Source organism: Paenibacillus sp. FSL H7-0716 (assembly GCF_038002705.1).
Classification (GTDB): Bacteria; Bacillota; Bacilli; order Paenibacillales; family Paenibacillaceae; genus Paenibacillus_AQ; species Paenibacillus_AQ odorifer.
Genome location: NZ_JBBODA010000073.1, coordinates 1 through 2,848, shown reverse-complemented (window position 1 = coordinate 2,848; position 2,848 = coordinate 1). Strand labels below are relative to the sequence as shown.

Genomic DNA, 2,848 nt, shown 5'->3' with positions numbered 1-2,848 from the left:
GCTACTCACGCTCTCCTGGATGCGGTCCAGCGCCCAGGACCAGCTACCGCCGGCGAATCGATCCGGAGTCTTCAGCAGCTTACCTAATTGTCTACAGGAACCGGATCTGAGCATTGCCCTGGCTAAATGCTGCAGCTTACCGCTGGATCCCCTGCAGCAGTAGCTCACGCTCTCCTGGTTGCGGAATCGGAATTTACCTGATTGATTATGACGAGGTACGGTTTATTTCTCTTGCTATACAATCTAGAGCTCACATATAATACAAACAAATGTTCTTATTTTGGAGAGGTGTTAAACATGTTAGAAGATACTCCGCGCAAGTTATTGTTGATCATTAATCATTACTCACGACATTTTGGATGTCTGCCATCATTGCCTGAGTTGGAGCGATTAAGTGGTCGTATGCCCGTCGATATCAGAAACGGATTAGAAGAATTAGCGAAAGAAAACTATATTGAGTGGAACCCACATACACCGCCTGAAAGGGCATGCATTATATCAGGTTGGGAAAGAGATAATCCATCCCACCGAGATCCAGATGAGGTACAAAAGGTTAAGAATATACCGAGTAGTGCGGATTATTGGTTGTTATATTAGTGGGGGATTTATGCATAAAAAAATTAAAAGGTTAGGTAAGGAGATGCAAAAAAAAGCCCGATTTAAATCCCAGGCTTTGGTATGAATTTTCATAAATCGGACGTAAATCCATAACAGCAGCAGCTCATACTCTCCTGGATGCTGCAAGCGCCCAGGATCAAACACCACCGGCGCACCGATCCGGAATCTTCTTCAGTTGCAAACCTGTATATCTGCAGGAACCGGATCTGAGTGTTGCCCTGGCTCATTAGAACACTTTACATGTGGACTTCATGATTAGCTTTTATGAATTAGTCCGTATCATAATTTTTGTTTAAGTAATCTGAAATTAGTTCTTGGGTTTTGTCAACACCCACAATATTTTCATAGTTAATTATTGCGGCATCAAGTTTCTTCTTAGCTAATAGTTTAGGTAAAGCTACTCCTTGATCTAATTGGATTATCCTTTGAACTACTAAACGCATTATTGAGGTTCTTGTTATCCCAGGATCAAGAAAACTTAAAATATCATCAATTACTGAATAGGCTGTTTCACTAATACTAATTCGTATTGGTTCTACTTGTTCAGGTGTCTTTCTCAAAAAACTTATATCCTCGTCAGTGATAGAGGATGGTGTGAAGTCGGAGCTTAAAATAAACTGTTCGATTACATAATTAAGATTTCTTGATTTAGTCCATTTTTTTAAAAATTCATGAGTACCTTTTTCCAGATAAAAGGTATTTGGTTTCCTTTCTGATGGAGAAGTGAAAAGGTCCCTTTTGTCTTTATAGAAAATGTTGAAATTGGATATAACATCTCTCATCACAGATGAACGGTTTGCCGAAACGCCTTTATTTTTAAGATTAGTAACTAAGTCATCTATAATAGTTATTGCTTCGATACTTAGAGCCATATTCGTGGCAATTGAATTCTCGCTGTTTTTTTTTTGCTGGTCTGCCTCTTCCCCGTTTTTTATCTATCTCATTATCTTCATCATCAAGGGAGTTGGAATTTGAAGGAGAAAATTTATAGTCATTCAATATGAATGATTCTAAGCTTTTTCGTCTTATTTTTTCTGGAACTAAATTTCTAAATTCATCCAATTGAACACTATCTAACGCGAGTCCATATTTTTTAATCAATTATAAACAACCTTTCTATATATAAGAATCCAGATTATCTATTTCATAGGTATTAAAATGGAATCCTTCCTTAATATTTTGCAGCAACATTAATACCATAGAAAAATTATTTTTATCTAGCTTATTTATTAAATCATAAATTGAAATCATTTGCTTATGACTATATAGTTCTGCAGATAGTTTAATCAAAATTGTTAGTTCTTCAATATCGTCATTTGAATTTAACAGATTACTCCAGTCAATTTCTCCTTCATTCCAATTTATAAAGTGAGTTACCTTGTTTCTAAATTCTTCATTTCCTGCCATCAGGTAAACTACAGGAAGTAGATTGCAATCATTTCGTTTTCCTGCGGGTAGTTGTGCTTTTATTAATCTGTATTGGTTTTTATGTGAATAATCAGTGAAATTCTTCATTTGTATTCAACCTCCATTTTTTAATTTATCCGAATAATATTTTAGAGTAAAAGCCACCGGCTATAAAGCCGATAGCTTTTACAGCTTTATAATAAACCAGAGGATTTAAAAGAATAATAGCCTTCTTGCCACCCTACTATTAAATGGTCTAAAAGTTCAATGCCCATTATTTCACCGCACTCTGCTATACGTTGTGTTAACTTTATATCTTCTTCAGATGGGGTTACAATGCCGCTAGGGTGGTTGTGAGCTATGATTATACTTGCAGCATTATTTAAGATTGCAGCCTTGAATATTTCTCTTGGATGAGCGATTGATGCGCTTAAGGATCCCATATGACAACGATGGATAGCAATAATTTGGTTTTTAGTGTCAAGAACCATAATTAGAAGAACCTCTCTATCTTCGTCAACTATGTATTTGTTTGTGATCTCAACTGCATCAATAGGTGAGCAAACACGTATGAGAGGTAAGTTTGTTTTATCAATTTGTTGAGTAATTCTTGTGATTTCGATAATGCATTCCATTTCGTATCCCCTTTTCTAATTGTTTCTTGATTTAATTATACCATCAAGACATTAAAAATCAAGTGTTTAATTACATAATAAATTAAAATTATTGTATCGATCCGGAGTCTTCAGCTGCTCACCTAACTGTCTGCAGATTCTGGATTTTAGCGTTGGCCTGGCTAATTGCTACCGCTCACCGCTGGATC

General features: G+C 36.1%; 5 protein-coding genes. 1 reads left to right on the top strand and 4 read right to left on the bottom strand.

Annotated elements, in window-relative coordinates:
- Positions 1-297 precede the first annotated feature (297 nt).
- A complete protein-coding gene (locus MHH60_RS33120; RefSeq protein WP_076139110.1) occupies positions 298-597 on the top strand; it encodes a hypothetical protein in 300 nt (99 codons plus the stop codon).
- A gap of 290 nt (positions 598-887) precedes the next feature.
- Here MHH60_RS33120 and MHH60_RS33115 read toward each other — a convergent pair whose 3' ends face one another.
- The 4 genes from MHH60_RS33115 to MHH60_RS33100 form a co-directional block, all read right to left on the bottom strand.
- Positions 888-1,490, bottom strand: a complete 603-nt coding sequence (locus MHH60_RS33115) for a hypothetical protein (protein WP_341161222.1) — start codon at positions 1,488-1,490, stop codon at positions 888-890.
- Positions 1,453-1,719, bottom strand: coding sequence for a hypothetical protein (locus MHH60_RS33110; protein WP_341161221.1), 267 nt, complete (start codon positions 1,717-1,719; stop codon positions 1,453-1,455). Before MHH60_RS33110 ends, MHH60_RS33115 begins: the two co-directional genes overlap by 38 nt.
- Before the next feature lie 15 nt (positions 1,720-1,734).
- Positions 1,735-2,133 carry a hypothetical protein gene (locus MHH60_RS33105; protein ID WP_076139108.1) on the bottom strand — a complete coding sequence of 133 codons (399 nt, stop codon included), beginning with the start codon at positions 2,131-2,133 and terminating at the stop codon, positions 1,735-1,737.
- An 86-nt stretch (positions 2,134-2,219) separates the two neighbouring features.
- Entirely contained in the window at positions 2,220-2,660 is a 441-nt protein-coding gene (locus MHH60_RS33100; protein WP_076139107.1) for a JAB domain-containing protein, read from the bottom strand.
- Positions 2,661-2,848 lie beyond the last annotated feature (188 nt).